Here is a 543-nt window from a genome sequence, read left to right as displayed (position 1 = left end):
AATGGCAATACGTGATTATTGCGTGACGCAGATATAATTCATCAGGCAGAGTATGCGGTCCGGGTGCTCTGCGCAGCTTAAAGTCGGCGCTGACGCATGGCTTCGCCCATCATCACCAGTACCGGTCCGGACGAAGTGTGCAAGCCCTGTGCTAAATCCTGCAGCGTCATGTGGGTAATGACTTCGTCGGCACGACTGCAGTTTTCTACCACCACAACAGGATGCGTTTCGGGATGACCGGCATCCAGCATACGATGTGCCGTCAGCATGGCTTCGCGTCCGCCCATGTATTGCACCAACGTGTCGCATTCCGGGATGCGGGTATCCGCTGCTTCGCCAGGCGCGGTGCTGGAGGTGAATAGCGCCACACTGCGCGCAATACCGCGCTTGGTCAGAGGCTGACGCACGCTGGCGGCCGCAGCCAAAGCGGTGGTGATGCCGGGTACGATTTCATAACTGATACCAGCTGCTTCCAGCGCACGGATTTCTTCATCAGCGCGACCGAATAACATAGGGTCTCCACCCTTTAAGCGCACCACCAGA

General features: G+C 57.5%; 1 protein-coding gene. It reads right to left on the bottom strand.

Annotation, left to right across the window (positions count from 1 at the left end; all coding sequences use genetic code 11):
- Nucleotides 1-77: 77 nt before the first annotated feature.
- A partial coding sequence (locus KDM89_RS19445; protein ID WP_230427996.1) for an SAM-dependent methyltransferase occupies nucleotides 78-543 on the bottom strand: 466 nt, incomplete at its 5' end.

It is taken from the genome of Cognatundibacterium luofuense (assembly GCF_018139685.1).
Taxonomy (GTDB): Bacteria; Pseudomonadota; Gammaproteobacteria; order Burkholderiales; family Burkholderiaceae_D; genus Undibacterium; species Undibacterium luofuense.
The sequence above is the reverse complement of the archived record's forward strand: the minus strand, read 5'-3'. Positions and strand labels throughout refer to the sequence as shown.